Annotated in this window: 20 protein-coding genes; 10 read left to right on the top strand and 10 right to left on the bottom strand. The window is 37.2% G+C overall.

The window, feature by feature from the left end; all coding sequences use genetic code 11:
- The first annotated feature begins 264 nt into the window (after positions 1 to 264).
- Positions 265 to 1098, top strand: a complete 834-nt coding sequence (xerA, locus tag ABJQ32_06245; GenBank protein MEP5289232.1) for a site-specific tyrosine recombinase/integron integrase — start codon at positions 265 to 267, stop codon at positions 1096 to 1098.
- A 23-nt stretch (positions 1099 to 1121) separates the two neighbouring features.
- Here xerA and ABJQ32_06240 read toward each other — a convergent pair whose 3' ends face one another.
- The 4 genes from ABJQ32_06240 to ABJQ32_06225 form a co-directional block, all read right to left on the bottom strand.
- Positions 1122 to 1622, bottom strand: a complete 501-nt coding sequence (locus ABJQ32_06240; protein MEP5289231.1) for a ClbS/DfsB family four-helix bundle protein — start codon at positions 1620 to 1622, stop codon at positions 1122 to 1124.
- Between the two features lie 25 nt (positions 1623 to 1647).
- Positions 1648 to 2082, bottom strand: coding sequence for a DUF1801 domain-containing protein (locus tag ABJQ32_06235; GenBank protein MEP5289230.1), 435 nt, complete (start codon positions 2080 to 2082; stop codon positions 1648 to 1650).
- Positions 2083 to 2619 carry a hypothetical protein gene (locus tag ABJQ32_06230; protein MEP5289229.1) on the bottom strand — a complete coding sequence of 179 codons (537 nt, stop codon included), beginning with the start codon at positions 2617 to 2619 and terminating at the stop codon, positions 2083 to 2085.
- Positions 2620 to 2694: 75 nt separating this feature from the next.
- Positions 2695 to 3075, bottom strand: a complete 381-nt coding sequence (locus ABJQ32_06225; protein ID MEP5289228.1) for a nuclear transport factor 2 family protein — start codon at positions 3073 to 3075, stop codon at positions 2695 to 2697.
- 24 nt (positions 3076 to 3099) lie between these two features.
- Between ABJQ32_06225 and ABJQ32_06220 the strand changes: the two genes are divergently transcribed.
- Positions 3100 to 4080, top strand: coding sequence for a DUF6268 family outer membrane beta-barrel protein (locus ABJQ32_06220; protein ID MEP5289227.1), 981 nt, complete (start codon positions 3100 to 3102; stop codon positions 4078 to 4080).
- Between the two features lies 1 nt (position 4081).
- On the opposite strand, the gene ABJQ32_06215 is transcribed toward ABJQ32_06220, so the two are convergent.
- Positions 4082 to 5224, bottom strand: a complete 1143-nt coding sequence (locus tag ABJQ32_06215; GenBank protein MEP5289226.1) for a lycopene cyclase family protein — start codon at positions 5222 to 5224, stop codon at positions 4082 to 4084.
- Positions 5225 to 5535: 311 nt separating this feature from the next.
- Positions 5536 to 7968, bottom strand: a complete 2433-nt coding sequence (locus ABJQ32_06210; GenBank protein MEP5289225.1) for a TonB-dependent receptor — start codon at positions 7966 to 7968, stop codon at positions 5536 to 5538.
- A gap of 238 nt (positions 7969 to 8206) precedes the next feature.
- Between ABJQ32_06210 and ABJQ32_06205 the strand changes: the two genes are divergently transcribed.
- The 4 genes from ABJQ32_06205 (at position 8207) to ABJQ32_06190 (ending at position 12248) form a co-directional block, all read left to right on the top strand.
- On the top strand, positions 8207 to 9235 hold the full coding sequence (locus ABJQ32_06205; protein MEP5289224.1) for a histidine kinase: 1029 nt from the start codon (positions 8207 to 8209) through the stop codon (positions 9233 to 9235).
- A gap of 99 nt (positions 9236 to 9334) precedes the next feature.
- A complete protein-coding gene (locus tag ABJQ32_06200) occupies positions 9335 to 10099 on the top strand; it encodes a LytTR family DNA-binding domain-containing protein (GenBank protein ID MEP5289223.1) in 765 nt (254 codons plus the stop codon).
- Positions 10100 to 10130: 31 nt separating this feature from the next.
- The gene (locus ABJQ32_06195) at positions 10131 to 11669 is read left to right on the top strand and encodes a hypothetical protein (protein MEP5289222.1); all 1539 of its coding nucleotides are present in this window, start codon (positions 10131 to 10133) and stop codon (positions 11667 to 11669) included.
- A gap of 192 nt (positions 11670 to 11861) precedes the next feature.
- Positions 11862 to 12248, top strand: coding sequence for a DUF4174 domain-containing protein (locus tag ABJQ32_06190; GenBank protein MEP5289221.1), 387 nt, complete (start codon positions 11862 to 11864; stop codon positions 12246 to 12248).
- Positions 12249 to 12255: 7 nt separating this feature from the next.
- Here ABJQ32_06190 and ABJQ32_06185 read toward each other — a convergent pair whose 3' ends face one another.
- From ABJQ32_06185 to ABJQ32_06170, 4 genes are all read right to left on the bottom strand, one after another.
- A complete protein-coding gene (locus ABJQ32_06185; protein ID MEP5289220.1) occupies positions 12256 to 13002 on the bottom strand; it encodes a LytTR family DNA-binding domain-containing protein in 747 nt (248 codons plus the stop codon).
- A complete protein-coding gene (locus tag ABJQ32_06180; protein MEP5289219.1) occupies positions 12999 to 14036 on the bottom strand; it encodes a sensor histidine kinase in 1038 nt (345 codons plus the stop codon). Before ABJQ32_06180 ends, ABJQ32_06185 begins: the two co-directional genes overlap by 4 nt.
- A gap of 9 nt (positions 14037 to 14045) precedes the next feature.
- Positions 14046 to 14459, bottom strand: a complete 414-nt coding sequence (locus tag ABJQ32_06175) for a hypothetical protein (protein ID MEP5289218.1) — start codon at positions 14457 to 14459, stop codon at positions 14046 to 14048.
- A 179-nt stretch (positions 14460 to 14638) separates the two neighbouring features.
- Positions 14639 to 15334 (bottom strand): hypothetical protein, encoded by a 696-nt coding sequence (locus tag ABJQ32_06170; protein MEP5289217.1) that lies wholly within the window; start codon positions 15332 to 15334, stop codon positions 14639 to 14641.
- Positions 15335 to 15487: 153 nt separating this feature from the next.
- On the opposite strand from ABJQ32_06170, the gene ABJQ32_06165 reads away from it, so the two are divergent.
- The 4 genes from ABJQ32_06165 to ABJQ32_06150 all read left to right on the top strand — a co-directional run bounded on the left by ABJQ32_06165 (position 15488) and on the right by ABJQ32_06150 (position 19742).
- On the top strand, positions 15488 to 15823 hold the full coding sequence (locus ABJQ32_06165) for a helix-turn-helix transcriptional regulator (GenBank protein MEP5289216.1): 336 nt from the start codon (positions 15488 to 15490) through the stop codon (positions 15821 to 15823).
- Entirely contained in the window at positions 15820 to 18441 is a 2622-nt protein-coding gene (locus ABJQ32_06160; protein MEP5289215.1) for an FtsX-like permease family protein, read from the top strand. The genes ABJQ32_06165 and ABJQ32_06160 overlap by 4 nt, the downstream gene beginning before the upstream one ends.
- A 63-nt stretch (positions 18442 to 18504) precedes the next feature.
- Positions 18505 to 19002 (top strand): HD domain-containing protein, encoded by a 498-nt coding sequence (locus tag ABJQ32_06155; protein MEP5289214.1) that lies wholly within the window; start codon positions 18505 to 18507, stop codon positions 19000 to 19002.
- A 194-nt stretch (positions 19003 to 19196) separates the two neighbouring features.
- Positions 19197 to 19742 (top strand): DUF2911 domain-containing protein, encoded by a 546-nt coding sequence (locus ABJQ32_06150; protein ID MEP5289213.1) that lies wholly within the window; start codon positions 19197 to 19199, stop codon positions 19740 to 19742.
- Positions 19743 to 19794: the final 52 nt, after the last annotated feature.

Genomic DNA, 19794 nt, shown 5'->3' with positions numbered 1-19794 from the left:
TAGTTATGTTGGTTTGCAGTTGCCTGCAAGAGAGGATAAATATAGCAGGTAAAGATGGGATTTGAAGAGGGACGAGCTACACTCGATCACATTGGGTTGAATGAATTCATCGAGAGTGCGCGTTTACGCGTGCGTAGATGGATGAGCCGCAGGCCATTCAACCCAACATCTGTTTATACGCAATAATATCAAATACATTTATAACCACCCTCAAAAAGAGGTTATAAATGCTATTCTGATTTTACCTACTAATTTAGAGGTTATATGGCAATAGCTGATTTTAAGAAAATATTGGAAGTTAAACGCTACAGCGATAATACGATTGATGCTTATGCTTTCGTGTTAAATTCTGTTCAGAGTGCATTGAGCAAATCAATTCAGGATCTCAGCGAAACAGAACTTCATGACTACATCTACCATCAGATACACGCTAAAAAAATCTCCAGATCATATCAAAAACAATTAGTGAGTGCGCTGAAACTTTATTATGCCGAAGTTCAGAATATTGAAGTAAACCTTCAGTTCCTTTTACCACGGAAAGGTGCTCAAACATTACCCGTGGTTTTAAGTAAAAATGATGTTCGTCTCATAATGACTATTCCTAAAAATATTAAGCATCAGGCGATTATTGGATTATTGTATAGTTCAGGGTTGAGAGTAGGAGAATTACTCAACCTGAAAGTGAATGAGGTGGATTCAAGTAGAATGACAATTTTTGTGAAGGGTGGCAAAGGAGCTAAGGATAGATTAGTCCCATTATCGATCAAACTCCTTGAATTGCTTAGGAGATATTACATCTCACATAAACCTAGTGTCTATCTTTTTGAGGGACAAGATGGAGTGTCCAATTATAGCTCTTCAAGTATTAATCAGTTCATAAAACGATATGCTGCTAAAGCTGGAATCCAGAAAAAAGTATCTTCTCATACGTTCAGACATAGTTATGCCTCCCATTTACTCGAAAATGGGACTGATATAAGAATTATTCAGAAATTGCTTGGACATAATAGTATAAAGACAACCATGATTTATACCCATATCTCAGAGCCTCGTCTACTTGCAATTGAGAGTCCTTTAGATTCGATTGAATTCGAATAAAACGTATCTCACAACGCCTATTCTTAAGATTTTGTAGCCTTCTTTATCAGTTTCAACGCCCAAACGTTGTGGCTGGATGTTGCTGATATGAGGTACGAGCCAAGGGATGTCGTCCCAGTCCATTTGTATTTTTTCTTTTCGAATAGCTCTTCGTCGGTATGTTTCTCGATGACCTCTTGAAGTTTCTTGAAGGAGTCATTAAACATCTCTTTAGCCTTTGAAATAGTAATACTTTGGTACTTCTCCCAAATCTTTTTATTCAGATCAGGGAGATCCTTCCAGGAATATCCCTGAGCAGGCATATCTGGTTTTTCTCCTGTCATGCCCACCTCGTACCATCCCAATGTCATCGTATTCCATTCGTGAAGATGAGCTAGCACATCGCTGATATTTCTGTTCAATGTTCCTTTGGGAAATTCGGCAGTTTGTTGATCGGATGATAACTGATCTATATAATTGATTAGTTTTTGATGATTCTCGTTGCTTAAAGAAATGAGTTCTACTTTTGAGGTTGGTCTAGGCATATGCTAAATATTTACTACTGGTATTCTAATTGGTGAGACCTAATAAAGGCTCTTTTTTTACTCGGTGATAGGTAAGAGCTGCTTTTATACACTTTTTTAATTCAGCTTCAGGGATCTCTTCCTCTAGCTGAAAAGTAATTGCACGACTGCCTTCATATTGGAACAAGTCTTTGAATGCAGCTTTGAAAGCGGGTACAAGTTTGCTTGTGCACTGAAAATACATAGCATATTGATCCGGATTTTTCTCCTTCCAGTCGATTCTAATCGTACTGCCAATCTTGGTGATGTAGCTGGGCTCGCCCCATTTAAGCGTTTCTTCCAAATTATTGATTTCTTCTATCTCCTCTGCCACTTCAATAATCAAGCGACTTAGATTTAGGATTTTATCTCGAATTTCATCCGAATAGTTATTGAATCTTGATTCAACTTCTGGGTTGGAGGATATTTGGAGGCTTTTCATTTAGGTATTTTCTTGTTCAGAAAGTTTTTTCAACAACTTCATTGCTCGCTTTGAAACAGATTTTCGAGAGTCTGAAGTAAGCTTTTTCAAAAGCTTTTGAAGCCATTGCTTCAATTGGCTATCTTTTTCCAACCAATGATAAAGTGTTTCCATTGAGTTATTCAAAACAATCCAATCTTTGTGATTTTCAAGATTTCTGCGAAGGATTGCCTTTGACTCTGCCAGTTGTTCTTCATTCATATCGTCTTCCAGCATTTGGAAGAGCAATGCTAAAGTCCATTGTGTAGAGGCTTGATCTATTTTGGATACTTTCTTAAGCAGAATATCGATATACGGAATAACCATCTCTTTTTTAGAGATACAAACCCTCTTCACTGCACTCGAAACCCTCAGTCGAACGAGTTCATCGTCACTGAAGTAGCAATTGAACAGTTCATCGAAGTGATGATTATCGTTTAACACTTCCTCTACTACCTCGATAGTATTACCTAGGGAGTTAGGATGTCCACCTTTTAGTCTTTCTTCGAAACTTCTCATTCCAATGTAAAATTAGAGTGTTCAAACAAAAACCGTCTTTTGGGACGGTTTTGCCTTATGATTCCATTTCAGTGATTATGCTGGCTGTGGCATAGGAGTGTAGAAAAACTGTTCTGTAACAACTTTCCCATCCTCTACCCGATACACACACACTTCATCCATATCTATTTGATGATCCATTCCTTTTAGTGTCACCTTCGATTTCATCGTGATTGAGAAGAAATTCTCTGCTGCCACAGGATCAGATATTTCACTGGAATGAAACTCAGCTAACATTTCGTTCCATTGTTGTCCTTTTTTAGCGAGGGCATCCAGACCTTGTACTTTGGATTCCCATGGCCCTCCTTCTGGCTCGATACTGATAATGTCTGGTGAGTAGAGCTCACGAATGCACTCTTCAAATTTTCCTTCTCGGCAAAGTTTTACCAATTGATTTGCTACTTCTTCAGTTGTCATGTTTTACGTGTTAAAATTGAACATATGTCAAAGAAATCGGTTGTAGTGACAGCCCTATGTCATTCGTTTATCGAAATAGTAAAATATCTAAATGCTAGGCTTGTTTTTTTACCGAACTTCGCTATTTCAATGCGAATAGTTCTTTCTATAGTCATCGTTTTTTGCCTGTATTCTGGTGCCAATTGTCAATACCTGGATTTAGCTAAGGTCGAGTATACCGTAGCTCCGGGAGATGATGCTAACTTCTCCTACAACAGTAAAAGGATTCTTTTTAATGTTCCATTCAGGATTCATGATAAAGCCTATTTTTTTGCAGGAGTAGACTATACAGCTACCAATATTAATTTGAGAGAGGAAATGGACTCTTATGATAAGAGTGATACAGATAATTTCACTGAAATAGATCTGAATCTTACATACACCTCCATGATGAATAATGATTGGCGATTTGGTGTTCAAATTACGCCATCTGTCAATAGCAATTTACAGGATGGACTTATGTCTCAGGACTTATTGATGTCAGGTGTCATTGTATTTGTTAAGGATAAAAAGAATAGTGATTCAGCAAAGAAACCTTTTCGAATCATTGCAGGCTTATCGTATTCAACAAATAGTCGTCGGCCAATTCCATTCCCGTTTATTAGTTATTACAGAAAGTTTCATCGGAAGTGGTCTTATAATGTTGGTGCTCCAGTCTCCAATGTTCAATATCATATTTCAGAAAAGCATCGGATTAAGGTTTATGCAGAAGGTGATGGGTTTAATGCGCATATTCAAAATGGAGTTATCGTGAATGAAATGGATCGAGCAAATCGTTTGCGTATGTTGTTGATTCTGACAGGACTGAGGTATGAATATAAGGTTTCAAAACACATTGAATCTTATCTGAACGTAACGCGAACTGTATTTTCTGATGTACAGCTTCGAGACGATATGGAGAATGTGTTTGTCCCCGCTATTGATAACCTCATGCATTACAGAATAGGGCTAAGGTGCAAAATTTGATCTAACTCCGGAATGTATCTAGAAATGCTTTCCAAAACTGTGGACGATTCAACGAAAACATAACTTTTAAATCTTCTGAAAAACTACTTTCCTCATCGAGGAATCGAAAGACTGATTGTATCTCCGGTTTGGTATACAGTTTTGTAAAGATATCTTCACCTAAATCATTTCTGGAAGCAAGCACATTTAGAAAGATAGAATCGTATGTTCTAAATCGAGAAGTAGCTATGCCCTTTTCTGGGCGATGGCCTTTTTTAATGTTTTCAATAACCATGGAAGAATACCTATCAGCATTTTTGAATGAATATCCTGAAGAAGGCCTAACCCAACCGCCAGCAGTTCCAATTTTAGTGGTGTATGTTGAGTGATGTTTGTGAAATGGATAGTTAGACATGGGAATCAACCCTTGCTCGACTTCTTTGATCGTGTAGTTTTTAAGGCTTAGATAGGTGTCTATGTATTTTTTGAGATAGTGATCATACTCATCATCAGGTAGGAGTTGATCATTGAATAGGGTGAACTCTACAAGTGCTGAAGTAGGGGAAAGAGGCAGAACATACGTAAAACTGGTGCTTTCCTTCCATTTAAGGCGGTAATCCATCATTGTGAATACCTCTGGATCAAAAGCGGGACTTTCAGTTTCGATAAACCAGCCTTTAAAATGTTGGATTAAAGAATGGTAGGATGACTTTTTTTCATGGAAAGCTTCTGGAATTCTACTGTCAAAAATGTGATGTGAATGGTATGTTTTTTCCTCACCTAGAATCTCTTGCTCTTTGATGTCTGATACCTCGCTTTTTACCCAATCAACATTTTTAGCTTTCTCAATGATGGCCTTAGCATAAGCATAAAAGTCTGCTGACCTTACCATCTTATACTGGTAGGGAGCGAGATCAAAGGAAATGGTCTTTTTATCATTGATGAATAAGCCCGTTTTCCATTTTTGGATAGCCAGTTGATCCCAAATGCTTTCTTCTTTTTCCCAGAAACACCATGTTCTGTCATTGGCGCTTTTTTCATCTTTGTCAAGGAGGAGTATGCTTTTTTCATTGAAGAAATCATCGTTGATCATCTTCAACGTAAGTTGAAGCCCTGCGGCTCCTGCACCTACAATTGCAAAGTCATATGAGAATGGCTTGGTCATGAGCTTAAATATAAATAGCCCTACTTACGAAGGGCTATTTTCATTGACATTAACGTCGGCTTAATGATTTAATTCCGAACACTTGTACCCAAACCTTTCCAGTATAACGGAGATATTCTCACATGAGAGGACAAAACACTCTACTTTCAAAACATGCTCCCAATCATCTAAATCTACTATCCAACGTTTTATGCATTCGATCTGACTGAATATCTGATTGACTTTCTCAACATCATTTTTGGTTCTGATATTGCTTTTCAAAATCAGAACGTTTAGGTCTTTCTTGGATTTGGTAAGTGTCCACATAGGTCTTAAAATTGAATTCGATATAAGATATCTGGGAAGAAGCCAATCTGCTCCACGGTATTTATTTGTTGAGTCACCTCATTGTATCTTCTCGTAAACTGATTTGTTCTATTCGTTACATTTTGTAGGTCTAAGAAGAATTGGTGTGATATTTTCTTACGCTTGCTATTGATTCTGAATCCAAATTTCAAATCCAGTCTCATGTAAGCATCCAAGCTCTCTGCAAAAGCCCTGTCTTCAAATTCCACCTGGTCATTATTATTGTCAATTGAACCTTGTAGATCAATAGGAGTAAAAGGTCTGCCTCCTGATCTGGAAAAACGGGTGTCAAACGTAAGCATGAAGTCGCGCTTTTCATTGCTGCCCACCAACCACTCTTTCCCAAAGAGCAGATTTATTACATAGTTATTGTTGAAAGCTGTATTTCTTTCAATTCCATCTGCCCCCTCATATGTGGATTCAAAAAGCGAGGTAGTGAGTAGACCGTAATAGTTATTACTGAAGAACTTCTCTAATGTCAGTTCAAGACCGTAGTTGACTCCTTTACCATCATTTACCAATGAGCCTCTTTCATCAAATACAAAATCACCTCCTTCATTGAGCACTGAGTAGGAACTTGTGTCCGCTTGTTCTATCGGTACATCAAACAAGTTTTGGTAGTAGACCTCAGCTTTTATCCTCAATTGTTGCCCAATTTTCCTGTCATATCCTACCACAAAATGGTTACTTCGAATGAACGTCAGATCCAGATTGGTTTTCTCAAAATTATCAGTAGAAGTTTCCTCGTTTAGAAAGAGTATTGGGAACGGAACATTTTGAGAATGTCTACCATAGGCAACACTGATTCGTTGAGTTGGAGTAAACTGCCAGCTTGCCGCAACTCTTGGTTCCAAAACAAAATTCTCATTGATGTCTAGATACTGTGCATGAAGACCGCCAGTTACGCTAATGTCGTCAGTGAATTTGTATTCACCTTGAGCATATGGTTGCCACAAAGCCAATTGATCATCCGCATCTCTTACCTGAAAAAAGTCATCAGGTATTCCGTCATTATTATCATCAGGAATCTGCCCGGCTGGCCTATTGTCTCTATCTCTTACGTCTGACTTGATGTTGAAAAATTCTGCTAGAACACCTGCTCTAAGACTTGTGCGAGCACTTAGCTTGGTGTTGAACTGGGTAGATGCATTGATACGATCTTCTACACTTTCTACTTCGGTAGCTCGATAAACCGCAGTTATGTTGTTTTCATTATCACGTATGAAATTGTCTTGCAAATAGTCATTCTGATTGGTGTAGTAACCAACCGTATTTTTCAGAAAGCTATTTTTTCCAAGTCGCAATGTTTGATTTAGCCCAATCAGTCCTAATCGACTTTCAACAAATGCGTCTTGATTTGGATTGGCAAAGAGATCATTGTCATCGATATCCTTTCCCAGAAAATCGATGCTACTATTTCCGCCCATCCCGAACAATTCAAAATTGCCGACAGGGCTGTCTCCTAAATCTATTTTGAAGGCCAGATCTTGATAAGCTGGAATTCCTGAGGTGCCAGGAGCTGCAGCACCTGCTATGCCATACCTATAAGAAATTAGGAAAGAAGAATTATTAGCTTTAGAGATGGGCCCTTCTGCCATAAACTCCAAACCAGAAAATGCGGCTAACTGAGCGGTAAATTCGTATGCGTCTTTGTTTCCATCTCTGAAGTTGATGTCAAAAACAGCTCCATAGGTATTACCATACTCGGCAGGGAAAGCTCCAGTAATAAAGTCTGATGTTCTTAACATATTGGTATTCAAAGCACTTACAGGACCGCCGGTAGTTCCTAATGTGGAAAAATGATTGACATTGCTAACTGGAATGCCATTAATTCTCCAGAGAAGTGCGGTAGGGGAGTTGCCTCTAACCACGATATCATTTCTAGAGTCATCCGGAGTACTCACACCCGCAAAACTTGATGCAAGTCTGGCTACATCATTTCGACCTCCTGAGTAGCGAGTCACTTCTTCAATACTGAAAGTTCGTGCACTTACTTTCGCCAGATCATTGATGGGTAAGTCCTTATCTGCATTTGCGGTAACGACCACTTCCTGCAGTCGCTCTACGGATTCTTCCAGGAGTAAACGAAGCACGACTTCTTTTCCAGAAGTCACTAAAACATTCGGAATAGTGATGCTCTTGTATCCGATATATTGAACTGAAAGAGTTTGCCTACCAATAGGCACTTCATCGATTCTAAATGACCCATCTACTTCTGTAATAGACCCTTGAATAGGATCTGATCCAACTAAGCTGATGGTAGCGCCAATTAAAGGATACTCTGCTTGAGCATCTAGAATTATTCCTTTTACGGTTTGGGTTTGTGCAAACACATTGCTTGTCCAAAAGATGGATAAACCCATTAGAATAATGATGTTAAGTGATTTGTTAGCGTTCATGATGTTGATTTTTCAGCTAACCTAAGCGTAGGTTCTACAGGTGAAAACGTAAAAGAGCGTGAGACATATGGAAATTCCATTGAAGCCGCAGAAAACAGCAATGAATCGAAGTAAAACCCTATTGAAGTGATGTTTAGGTTTTGAGTGAATATTTTAGGGGTTCATCCCAAATAATTCTGGTCTTAACTTTTTACATCTTATGGTGATCTTTCCTCTTGATTATCTTTAAAAAGTGAAATTGAAAGAAATACATATTCGTTGGATAGGCATTCTTCTGGTTGCCATTGCAGCTACGTTGAGCAACGGTGATCATATGCATGATTCGCCATTTTGGTTTGCTTATCTTGTAGGAGTATGCTTCACTGCTGTTTATTGGAATGGAGCCTGTATCGTCATTTTCTTTTTCAGAAGAAAACTCCCAGAGATAAGCAAGGTTCAAAAACGTCTACTTCTTACTTCTTTGTTCATCATTATCTGGATGAGCATCGGAGGTCTACCCCTAAAGTTGCTATTTCAGATCAGTTCTTTTCAGGATTTGCTTAAGCCCTCTGAGCATACGGAATTTTTGCCTTTCAATTTTATTGCTGCTACAGTGATATCCTTGTCCTATGAAGCTGCGTACTTTTTTGAGAAATGGAAAGAGCAATTCACGCTTAATCAGCAATTGAAGAGTCAGCAAATTAGAACTCAATACGAAGTTTTACAGAATCAAATGAGTCCCCATTTTTTATTTAATAGTCTAAATACATTGACAACCATTATACCTGAAGATGCTGATGCCGCTGTAGCTTTTACAGAAAAACTCTCGGAAGTATATCGATATATTCTTCAGAATAAAGAGCGTGAACTGGTTAGTTTAAATGAAGAGCTGGACTTTGTTAAGTCGTATCTTTTTCTATTGCGAATGAGATATCCAGATAATCTTTCCTTTGAATTTGATATACATGAAAAATACCTTGAGTTGACCATTCCACCATTGACACTTCAAATGCTAGTAGAGAATGCGATCAAACATAATGTGGTCTCGAAAGCCAAGCCACTTCATATCTCTATTTATATTGAGAGTGGAACATCAGTGATTGTGAAAAACAATCTTCAGCGAAAGGAAGCGCTGGACAAATCCACAAAAACAGGGTTAGATAATATTAGAAAACGCTACAGTATTTTAGGAGGAAAGGAAATTGATATTATTACGAGTGCGACGAATTACATGGTAGCTGTTCCTCTCATTGACTTAGTCGAGGAAAAAGACTTACAGTTTGTATGAAATGAGCATAAGTGCGCACATACCAATCGAGGTTGAATGTTGTTCATGCGAATTCCCGCTTCGGCGGACCGATGTGGCCGCTAAAAATTATACATACACATGAAAGTATTGATTGTTGAAGATGAAGCACCTGCTTTCCGAAGATTGGAGAAAATTCTTATGGATATAGATCCTGATATTGAAATTTTGGAGGTGCTTGATACGGTAGAGGATACTGTGAAGTGGATGAAGAATCACGATCTTCCTGACTTAGCTTTAATGGATATCCAAATTAGCGATGGAATCAGCTTTCAGATCTTTGATCAGATTGACGTGAAATGTCCAGTGATTTTCACTACGGCCTTTGATGAATATTTGCTTCGAGCATTTAAAGTCAATAGCATTGACTATTTGCTGAAACCTATTAAGAAAGAGGATTTAGAACGATCAATAGAAAAGTATAAAACGCTGCACCAAAGCTTTAATCAAAGTGGAGTAGATATGTCTGCACTGCTAAGCCAGATTAATCTTACAGAGACAAAGTTTAAATCGCGATTTTTAGTGAAACAAGGCGACAAGATGCTAGCTATTAAGTCAGAAGATATTGTTTGTTTTCAAAGCAAGCATGGAGTGGTTCATATTGTCACCAAAAATCAAAAGACTTACCTATCAGATTTTACACTTGATGAATTAATCAATCAACTCGATCCACAGTTTTTTTACAGGGCAAATCGTCAATTCATTATCAATGTGGAGTATATCACTACGGTACACAAGCACTTCAAGGGTAAGCTACTGGTGGAACTAAATCATTTGTCTTCAGAAGAACAAATATTGGTGAGTAGTGAGAAAGCCACTTCATTTAAGCAGTGGTTGGATCAATAAAATTTCTTGATTCCTATTATATTCACCCCTTATGAAGTATCCCATAGAGGTAGAAGAGAAACGCAAGATCAATAGGATTACATTAAAGCAATCAGTGCTGGACTTATTGAATGCTTTCAATATTGAAAGAGGGCTCATATATACCCTGAAGCTTCTTTTTGTAAATCCTGATAAAATTGTGATATTCTACCTGGGAGAAGGGAGATTTAGAATATTCAACGTCTTTAGACTCCTCATCTTGACGACAGCAGTAAGCCTCTTTGTGATGTATTTGGCAGGTGTTGATGATCTATTGTTAGAGTTTGAAAAAGGGTTTAATAAGGGACTTACTGAGAAAGAAGAAGGACAGATAGGATATTTATCTGGGTTGATGCAGCAGCTTTTCTTTGATTGGTACAATCTATTTCTTTGGATCGCTATTCCTATTTACGGTTTCTTCACGTTCCTCTTTTTTCCAAAGAAAGGGTACAATTATGCTGAACACTTAGTCATCCAGAGTTTTTATATCTGTGCGCTGAATGTGATTGCCATTGTCACATTCCCTTTGCATTTGGTCATTGGAGTGAATGGGATGGTCAATGTCTGGGGAATACTCTCTACAGCCTATTTCTTCTATTTAATAATCCGCGTTTTTAGTGTTAAAAATTTTGGTTCTGTTGTCAAGTCTCTTTTATTATTTATTGTAAATACACTTGTTTACATATCTGTATTGGTACTTGCAATTGGGATTTTTGTGGGGTATGAATTGGAAACTGCTAGAATGGATAAATTATCTTCAGAGACTCTTGCATTAGCCGATTCATCTTGGATCAGTGATCGAGTGGTGAAATCAAAAGAACGTTTGATTACGAATGCGGCAGGAAAGAAGATTTGGGAATCGATAGAAACACATGGAGGATTGGAAAAGTGGTTTTCAAATGGACCAATTGCTTTTCGATTCAACTATCAACCGCTGGACGGAACCAAGCAAAGAGATAGCTATCAATTAGTAGATAATTGGTCAGTACGAGCAGCGCATGAAGTATCTAGCAATAGAAATTGGAAATACGGCTGGGATGGCGAAAATGCTTGGAGCTTGCCTGACTCTGTTGATGTAGGTGTCAATCCTCGCTTTTGGTCAACGACACCTTATTATTTCATTGGACTCCCGTTTGTGCTAGCTGATGAAGGCGTAGTGCTGGAAGAGTTTGGTCAAAAGGAATACAAAGGAGTGACATATGATCTGGTAAAAGCAACTTATGAGGCAGGTACTGGAGATGCCTCGGATGATTTTTATGTCATTTATCTTGATCCCGAGACAAGGCAAATGGCAGGATTGAGATATATTGTCTCTTATCCAGGATTTTTCCCAGCAGGAGGGCATAGCCCTGAGAAATTTATGTGGATCCAAGACTATCAAGAAGTTGAGGGTATTCAAATGTCAACAGGGTATAATACGTATTGGTTTAAAGGGGATTCAGTTGCGGAGCACATTACTAAGATTGAGGTAAGTAACGTTGAATTCTTACCAGAAACTCTTTCAAGCTATTTTGATGTGCCTGTAAAAGCTAAAGTTCAGGAGGGATTCTAAGCCTCTTGATTTAGTTGGTCCTTGAAGACTTAAATTAGACTCTTAGCAGTCTTCTGGAATGAATGTTATTGGTTTTGATGATGACCGATAACATGTCTGTATTTTAAATTTTGTAAATCAATTTTGCTTCTTTCTAGTTTTAGAAATATGCCTCGCATATACTTTTTATTTTCACTTTTAATGGTATTCCAAATGAATCCAATTACACAATACAAATGGGAAAAAAGAGTGCTTATATTTTCTGCTCAATCTCCTACAAATATTGGATATAAGAAGCAGGAGCAGTCGCTCAAGCGTGAGAAAAGAGGTATGAAAGATCGGGATTTAATTATCTATCGTCTCTACAATGATCATTGGTTAGATCATCAGATGAAACCTATTTCGGAGGCAGAAGCTGAAAGCATAAGACACGCATATAATATCTCGGAAAATGAATTCTCAGTTATTCTTGTTGGCAAGGATGGTGGAGTGAAGATGAGAAAGAATGATATCGTATCCACTAAAGAATTATTTGCTTTAATTGATAGCATGCCTATGCGAAAAAGAGAAATGAAAGAGCAGGATGGAAGTCAGTATTAGGGATAAATTATCTATCTAACCACTCTTTAAAGACTTTTACTTTGTCTCTGCTCACTATGACTTGTTGGTCATACTTAGGTTTAAGACCTATCAACAAGCGGTTATTGAAAAACGAGTCTATGGACTCAATGAATTGATCACATATGATCATATGTCGGTTTATTCTAAAAAAACATGCTGGATCAATGAGTGTTTGAATTTCATCGAGTGGTTGATCAATGATTAAAGAATCTCCTTTTGAAGTACGTAGATAGGTGGAACTTGATTCGCTGTAGAAATAAGCTACATCTTGTATCGATATCGATTGATACTTTAATCCAATTTTCACAAGAAATTTTTGTTTGTATGAAGTTTGAATTTGAGATTGGAGTGATTGCATGAGGGCATTCATCTCATTTTGACTTTTCATTTTCTCCAACTTGCCTACCGCCTTCATAAGCTCCTCTGCTTTTACCGGTTTGAGTAGGTAATCAACGCTGTTATACTTAAAAGCATCTAGAACATATTTATCAAAGGCCGTAGTGAAAATCACCTGGGGATAAGCATCTAGAGATTCTAAAACGTCAAAACCTGTTCCATCCCCAAGTTGGATATCAAGAAATAGGATGTCAGGAATCGAATGATCTTGTAGCCAGGAAACGGCTGATTTAACAGAATAAAATGTTTCAAGTACTTCAATAGAAGTGTGTTTACTGATTAAACTATGTAATCTATCCGCAGTTAACTGTTCATCTTCAATGATTATGGCATTCATGCTTTAGACAGAGGTAATCTCACTTGAAATATTTTATCATTATCCAAAATTTCCAATGCCTTGCCAGCAGAAAGCAATAATCGGTTAGAAAGATTTTTGAGACCTATTTTAGTGCTTTCTGTAAGGTGTTCCTTCTTCCGCTTTTCATTTTCAACAATGATGGCTCCACTTCCGTGATTTTTTATGGTAATGTGGAGCGGATCGTCTATTGCAAAAGAATTATGCTTTACAGCATTTTCAATAAGGATCTGAATGGACATTGGAGGAACTAGAATTTGATTATCTGGGAGGTCTAAGACTTTGTCAATGACAATTGCTGATTGATGACGCATGGATAATAGAAAGATATAACTGTCCACAAAATCGAGCTCTTCCCTTAAGGTTACTACAGTTTTCTCATCATTCTCCAGTATATATCTGTACATGTCAGAAAGCTTAGATATGAATTTTACCGCGGCTTTTGAGTCATCTTCAACTAGTGATGTCAATACACTAAAACTGTTAAAAAGAAAGTGAGGATTAATCTGATTCTTAAGCCCTTCAAGTTTTGCAGCTGCTAGTTCTTTCTGTATTCGTTCTTTTTCACGTGCATTTTTAATAGCATTCTTTACGTACAAAAGGATAATTTCATATGCTATAATTAATAAAGATATGACAAATCCAAGCGCGCTATTGACAAGAAAACCACCTTCATTTTGATCTTCGGTACACAATTCGTAATCAATCAAGAATTTCACTAAAATCTCATTATAGATAAAGGCAAACAAAAAAACCAAGGGTAACGCTAAAAGTGTTGCCTTGGTTGAAATGATATAAAGCCCTTTGTTCGTAGTAAGATCAGTTGTTCTTCTTTGTTTTATGATGTATCTGAACAATACCTCCCACAGCGTTAAAACAACAGTAATTATGTAAATGAGCGATATGGTTGAAATAAAATTCCATGTAATGAAATCTACCCAACTATCAACATTTGTTAGTTTGAAAAAGATGAAAACGAAGACAGCAATGATAAACCTGAAACGATAGTAGTTCATAAAACAAATTTACTCCCCATCCGTGGATGCAATATTTTTTGCCGAGTTAATATGGAAAGATAGGGTTGTTCCAGTTACTTTTTGAGTTCCAATACTTCTTACGGCAACAGTAGCTGTGTATTGCCCTTCGACTACATCTTCGCTGCTAGCAGTTACTATAAAGTGGTCTTGGTTATTTGGATCAGGGGTTACCTGAAATTTAATTCCATTACTATTTAAGACTGTTGGAGTCATGAATTTTGCTCGCCTTGCTCTTTTAGATCTTACTATCCATAAGTCAAATGTTTCTTCCCCATTTACATCCAGGTTAATGGTGTAATTATCGGTGTAGACCTTTGCGCCTGTTTTAGGAGCTTCAAAATTTTGAGAGAGCGCTACTGTTCCAATAAGAAGTAGAGTTAACAATGAGATTAGCTTTTTCATAAGTCGTGTTATTTTCGATTTGGTATACAAAAGACACGATCTTTGTAGTGTTTCTACCTATGGTTTCTATTGGAGAGTGCTATCAATCTATTGGATTGTGATTTTTTCTAGCTGAATTGTATCTGAAATAAAACCTTAATTCAGCAGATCTACGATTACTTTTTTTAATCAGGTTGGAATTACTGATTTTTAACATGCTCCAGTAGCTCCTTGATTTTTAAGTTAACATTCGTGTTAGAATGTCTTTCTAGGGCTTCTACCATATAGGAAGGTATTTGCTCTCCAGCATTGAGCTTGCCAGTGATGTCTTTAAGTAGGTCTGCTAATTCTGTGATTTGACTAAAATCCTTTTTAGCAATGTCTATTTTTTTTACTTCTTCTTCACAGTCATTATTGTAGATATTAATGATCTTATCAAGATCTGAAGCCCCCAATTCTTTGTTTGAAATTTTGCTAGAAAGCTCTTCGCAATCACTTAAGAATTTTATTAATCTTTTTTTGAATCCAATATTTGAGACAAGTAGAGTCTCATTATCACTTTTTACAAGAACTTCATTGATAAATGCATTTTCACCATCAGAGCGAAATAGATACTGACTTAATCTTCCTTCTTTTATGAGTTTACCTATTGCTTTTTTATTGCCATATGATACCGGTTTATAAATCTCTCCTTTGCGTATTGCCAACTCAATTTGGTAAGCCTTAAACGTTTTCTTACCGTCATCACTTTTAACTTCTATCTCATCATAGAATGTGCTTTGGCGAAAATCTATCTGACCGTAGATGGTGTCTTTTTTGACCGTGACCAAGAAATCTTCTTGAGCTTGCGCATAGAAAAATCCAAGAATTATGAGGGCGAAAAAAGCATGTCTCATTTTAAGAAAAATTTGTTCGAGGTGAATTTATAGCATTTAGTTTTAAAATGAGTTAGCACATATTTTATACAAAACATGAAAAAATAAAACTTTAAATAATAGAGACTCGTATTTATTTTTCATACATTTAATGAATTAATAAAAATTTGTAAGATGAAAGGAACCAATCTTGGCGAGTTTGAAGAGATCGTGCTACTAACCATTGCTTCATTGTTGACCGAAGCTTATAGCGTTAATATCGTGGATGAAATAGCTGATATAACTGGGAGAAAAACTAAGCTGGGAGTTGTTCACGCTGTTCTTAAGCGTTTAGAAGATAAAGGACTAATTACTTCTGAACTCGGTGAACCTACCAAGGAAAGAGGAGGGAGGCGAAAACGATTTTTCACAGTCTCTCATACCGGTAAGGTATCGTTAATGAAAGCCAAAGAGCAACGAGATAAGCTTTGGAATAATATTCCTGAACTCGTTTTTCAAGGAATCAGATGAAGGAGAGAGATCATGGCCCTCCTCGCTGGATGGATAGAATTATTGAATTCTACTGTCGCAAAGATTTACTCGAAGATCTACAAGGTGATCTCCATGAGTATTATGCGCGAAACCTTGATAAAAGCAGACGCAAAGCCAATCTGATTTTCTTTTTGGATATACTAAAATTTTGCCGCCTTTACACGATTCGAAAACCCAAATTAATAGGACAAATGACTTTTTTTAACCTGATGCAAAATTACTTCAAAACGTCTGTTAGAAGTATTGCAAGAAACAAACTCTTCTCATCAATCAACATTGTTGGGCTTGCTGTATCCATGTCAATAGGTATTCTGATGATTACGTATTTATCTCAGCTATTTAACTATGATGAATTTCATGAGAAAAAGGAACTAGTATATAAAATAGGCACTCATTATACAGACCTGGATGATGGAGATGTCATTGATCTTGCATCTACCTCAGTTTACATAGGCGACCTTCTAAAAAAAGATTATCCTGGAATAGAGGATGTGCTGACTCTTCAAGGGTGGGCAGACAAAGATTTCACTTTTAATGATAAGACACTGCAATTAGATGGAATCTATGGGTCGGAATCTTTTTATAACCTTTTCAGCTTTGAAATGATTGAAGGTGATCCAGCTACGGCTCTTATTGAACCTTACACAATCGTATTGACGGAATCAGCAGTGGAAAAATTCTTTGATGATGAAAGTCCTGTAGGTCAAGTCTTTAAATCTGGAGAGGACCTTTATACAATTACAGGAGTGATGAAAGATATGCCATCCAATACCCATCTTCCATCATTTGAAATGATTGAATCTTTTGCTACTCGTAGGCAAAAAGCTAAGGATAGTAAGGGGTTTGTTAGTTGGGGAAATGTATGGAATTATCATGTATACCTTCTCCTAGAAGAAAACACTTCTATTGAAACTGTAGATAATTACTTAAAAGAGATCTCCAGCGAGGAAAATGCAAAAAGAGATCATTATACGCTTTCATTTGACCTTGTAAATTTGGCGCATCTTGTTCCTGGTACTGGCAAATCAAATAATATAGGGCCTTACATAAATTGGACTGATATCAATAAACTATTGGTGCTAACAGCCATTATACTGATTACCGCTTGCTTCAATTACACGAACCTTTCAGTAGCGCGTTCACTTCGTAGAGTGAAAGAAGTTGGTGTAAGAAAGGTAGTGGGAGCTAGTAAGAAACAAGTGTTAAGTCAATTTTTACTCGAAGCTATACTTATTTCAATAATAGCTCTGATCCTGGCATTTGGTCTTTATCTTTTAATTAAGCCAGAGTTTATCAGAGAAGTCGTTGATTCTGAAAGTGTCGAGCTTTCTTTTAGGATCAATCATGTGCTTTGGTATTTTACTTTCGCTGTTCTGATCGGAGTGTTTGCAGGTTTGCTGCCTGCCATAATTTTGTCAAGATTAAAAGCTATATCCATCTTAAAAGATGCTTCTCGTCTCAAACTTTTTAAGGGGTTAACCTTAAGGGAGGTACTGATTGTTTTTCAGTTTACGGTATCCATGGCTTTAATCATTTCAGCTACCATTTCTTACCGTCAATATGAATTTTCTATCAACTATGATTTAGGTTTTCGATCAGAAAATGTGTTAAACGTTAGTTTGCGTGATACGGACTTGGATGTTGAATTACTTAAGACGGAACTGGAAAAGATTCCTGAAGTTTTAGATATTTCAACTGCAATAATGCTACCTGGAACACAGTCGATGTATATGCTGGATGTCCATTATCAGGAAGACTCTTTGGGAATATATTATAATAGAGTGGATGCGGAGTATTTGAGACTTCATGAAATTTCCTACTTAGTAGGAGGGGGGTTTCCATTGGAGCGAAAAGACAGCCTTGCATACATTGTAATAGATGAAAAAATTTGTGAAAAATTCGGTTTTGAAAAACCTGAAGATGCCATTGGCGAAATTTTTAAGAACGCAAACGATGGGAGGAAGCTTCAAGTCAGTGGCGTCATGAAAGATTATCAATATGCGGATCTTCAAAATACGTTGGGTCCTACAGCCTTAGTTCAAAATTATGATGACAAAGCCTATTACTTAAACATCTTGGTAAAGTCTGACAATATGATTGAGCTGATGGATAAGCTTGAAGGAGCGTGGAGAAGTGTAGATGAGGTTCATCCTTTCGAAGCAGAGTTTTATGATGATCAACTTCAGCAAGCTTATGCTGAATACAAGACCATGTTTAGGTTATTTACTTTTCTCTCCCTTATTGCTATTAGTATTTCTTTAATGGGATTGCTTGGCATAGCGGTTTTTACAACAGAGGCACGCACAAAGGAAATAAGCGTCAGAAAGGTTCTAGGAGCCTCAGAAAAAAACCTTATTTACATTTTATCCAAAGGCTTTATTATCATTCTGGCGATATCATCATTGATTGCCATTCCTCTAGCGTATTATGTTTTCGATACTTATGTCCTAGTAGAATTTCGAGAGCGAATAACTATTGGACCTACAGAGCTTTTGCCTGGGGTATTATTAATCATTTTTGTGGCGCTAGCAACAATTGGATGGCAAACATTGCGAGCATCAAAAACCAATCCCGCTGATATGTTGAGGAATGAATGATTTCTAAAACCTTGCTATTTTGCTGATATAAACAGAGAGGAAGCCAAAGAGATACTTACTTCTATGACTGAAGGAGATAGCTTGCTTAGGCATGCTCGTACAGTTGAATTAGTCATGGAAGCATATGCCAAAAAGCTAGATGAGGATCCAGAGGAATGGGCTATTACAGGAATGCTTCATGATGCTGATTATGAAAAATATCCCGAAGAACACCCTAATAAAATTGTTGCAATGCTGCGAGAGAAGGGAGAAGAAAAAATAGCACATGCTATCTCTGCGCATTACACAAAGTGGAATGTGCCGTATGAAACAACATTGGATAAAGCTCTTTTGGCTTGTGACGAACTAACCGGATTTATAGTGGCATGCTCGCAGGTTAGACCTGAAGGTATTGAAACGCTTACAGCTAAATCAGTGAAAAAGAAGTTGAAGCAAGCAAGTTTCGCAGCAAAGGTGGAGCGAGATGAGATCGCCAAAGGAATAGATCTACTTGAGGTAGATATGACAGATCATAAAACATTAAAATTCATTAATTACAGAAATAGCTGTCAGATCTGTTAGGAAAACTCGTTCCTCAAATTTGAGGAACGAATGTTTTATAAATGTCAGGGTTAACCCTGACATAATCCATTGATTATTAATTTTTTTAATGGGATTATCGTCAGTTATTCATGATATGAATAATCCAGGTTAACTTTATCATTAGTGTGTTGAAAGACAATAGGGAAGAACTAAAAATCTAATTATCTGCGATTGTGAAAAAGAAATTACTAATTGGCTTTGGGATACTTGTGGTATTAATAGTTGCATTTATGATCTATGCGAACAATCGCAACCGTACGTTGAGTCCTCCTGGACTCACGAATGCTACAGGAAAGGGAATGGAAGTAAGTGTTAACTATTCACGTCCTTCCGTTCGCAATAGAATGATTTTTGGAGAAGTGGAAGAAGAAGCTTTGCAGCCCTACGGTGTATATTGGAGATTAGGAGCAAATGAACCGACATTGTTGGAGGTGAGTGAGAGTTTTACGTTTGGAGAAAAAAAAATTACTGCAGGAAAGTATGTTATTTATGCCTTTCCGCGTAAAGGAGAAATGGAGATCATACTGAATTCAGATCTGCGTTTTTGGGGATACACAGAACCTGATTATGAGCAAGACCTAGCAACCGTTGTAGTGCCATTGTCTCGAAATGAACATGTAGAGCAATTTACCATCGATGCAGTCGAGATCAAAAACGGTGTAAACTTGGTATTTACATGGGGCAATTTCAAATGGGAACTGCCGATAGAAAGGCAATAGAAAAGAGTAAATCAACCTAATTCTGGTTTTAAATACATGCGAGAATGGCTGT

Origin of the sequence: Marinobacter alexandrii (assembly GCA_039984955.1) — a bacterium.
In the GTDB taxonomy this organism is placed as follows: domain Bacteria; phylum Bacteroidota; class Bacteroidia; order Cytophagales; family Cyclobacteriaceae; genus Ekhidna.
The sequence above is the reverse complement of the archived record's forward strand: the minus strand, read 5'-3'. Positions and strand labels throughout refer to the sequence as shown.

Bases quoted from the DNA above. Each gene is read 5' to 3' on its own strand.
- ABJQ32_06210 (MEP5289225.1), bottom strand. From the start codon at position 7,968: ATGAACGCTAACAAATCACTTAACATCATTATTCTAATGGGTTTATCC.
- xerA (MEP5289232.1), top strand. From the start codon at position 265: ATGGCAATAGCTGATTTTAAGAAAATATTGGAAGTTAAACGCTACAGC.
- ABJQ32_06160 (MEP5289215.1), top strand. From the start codon at position 15,820: ATGAAGGAGAGAGATCATGGCCCTCCTCGCTGGATGGATAGAATTATT.
- ABJQ32_06230 (MEP5289229.1), bottom strand. From the start codon at position 2,619: ATGAGAAGTTTCGAAGAAAGACTAAAAGGTGGACATCCTAACTCCCTA.
- ABJQ32_06165 (MEP5289216.1), top strand. From the start codon at position 15,488: ATGAAAGGAACCAATCTTGGCGAGTTTGAAGAGATCGTGCTACTAACC.
- ABJQ32_06235 (MEP5289230.1), bottom strand. From the start codon at position 2,082: ATGAAAAGCCTCCAAATATCCTCCAACCCAGAAGTTGAATCAAGATTC.
- ABJQ32_06180 (MEP5289219.1), bottom strand. From the start codon at position 14,036: ATGAACTACTATCGTTTCAGGTTTATCATTGCTGTCTTCGTTTTCATC.
- ABJQ32_06220 (MEP5289227.1), top strand. From the start codon at position 3,100: ATGTCAAAGAAATCGGTTGTAGTGACAGCCCTATGTCATTCGTTTATC.
- ABJQ32_06155 (MEP5289214.1), top strand. From the start codon at position 18,505: ATGACTGAAGGAGATAGCTTGCTTAGGCATGCTCGTACAGTTGAATTA.
- ABJQ32_06200 (MEP5289223.1), top strand. From the start codon at position 9,335: ATGAAAGTATTGATTGTTGAAGATGAAGCACCTGCTTTCCGAAGATTG.
- ABJQ32_06225 (MEP5289228.1), bottom strand. From the start codon at position 3,075: ATGACAACTGAAGAAGTAGCAAATCAATTGGTAAAACTTTGCCGAGAA.
- ABJQ32_06240 (MEP5289231.1), bottom strand. From the start codon at position 1,622: ATGCCTAGACCAACCTCAAAAGTAGAACTCATTTCTTTAAGCAACGAG.
- ABJQ32_06185 (MEP5289220.1), bottom strand. From the start codon at position 13,002: ATGAATGCCATAATCATTGAAGATGAACAGTTAACTGCGGATAGATTA.
- ABJQ32_06175 (MEP5289218.1), bottom strand. From the start codon at position 14,459: ATGAAAAAGCTAATCTCATTGTTAACTCTACTTCTTATTGGAACAGTA.
- ABJQ32_06170 (MEP5289217.1), bottom strand. From the start codon at position 15,334: ATGAGACATGCTTTTTTCGCCCTCATAATTCTTGGATTTTTCTATGCG.
- ABJQ32_06215 (MEP5289226.1), bottom strand. From the start codon at position 5,224: ATGACCAAGCCATTCTCATATGACTTTGCAATTGTAGGTGCAGGAGCC.
- ABJQ32_06190 (MEP5289221.1), top strand. From the start codon at position 11,862: ATGAATCCAATTACACAATACAAATGGGAAAAAAGAGTGCTTATATTT.
- ABJQ32_06195 (MEP5289222.1), top strand. From the start codon at position 10,131: ATGAAGTATCCCATAGAGGTAGAAGAGAAACGCAAGATCAATAGGATT.